Raw genomic sequence first — 750 nt, forward strand, 5'->3', positions numbered from 1 at the left:
GAAGCCATTGTTGAAGCGGTGGTCAGCCAAGCGTGGCTTCAAGTGTCTGAAAAATACGGCGAGCCAACACACGTGAAAGACCGTGAAGGCAAAGGCTTTGCCGTGATCGGTTATGGTAAAGTCGGTGGATGGGAGTTGGGCTACAACTCAGACTTAGATATCGTCTTTATGCACGACTGCCCAGTTAATGTATACACCGATGGGAAGAAGGAAATTGACGGCCGCCAGTTCTACCTTCGTTTAGCACAGCGCATCATCCATATTTTCTCAACTCGCACCGCATCAGGTATTTTATACGAAGTGGACACTCGCTTGCGTCCTTCTGGTGCGTCCGGCCTGTTGGTGAGTCCAACCGATGCGTTTGATGATTATCAACATCAAGATGCGTGGACTTGGGAGCATCAAGCTTTAGTGCGCGCTCGCATGATTTATGGTGATGAACCATTGGCGATTGCTTTCCATAACACTCGTCATGATGTGTTGTGTAAACCGCGTGATGAGCAAACGTTGAAAAAAGAAGTCGTCGAGATGCGTGAAAAAATGCGCGATCATTTAGGCGGTAAGAAATCTGGTCGCTTCATGATCAAGCAAGACGTCGGTGGTATTACCGATATCGAATTTCTGGCTCAATATTTGGTGCTTAACTATAGTCACGAGAACCCTAAGCTTACGCGTTGGTGTGACAATGTCCGAATATATGAAACGCTAATTGCTCAAGGTGTCATGGAGGAAGACCACGCTATGCCACTG

The 750-nt window shown here is 47.5% G+C and carries 1 pseudogene; it reads left to right on the forward strand.

What is annotated here, in order from left to right:
- Positions 1 to 750, forward strand: a pseudogene (locus tag R7P74_RS26190) (bifunctional [glutamate--ammonia ligase]-adenylyl-L-tyrosine phosphorylase/[glutamate--ammonia-ligase] adenylyltransferase); the annotation flags it as partial.

The sequence above is a fragment of the Vibrio sp. 2033 genome (assembly GCF_033339735.1).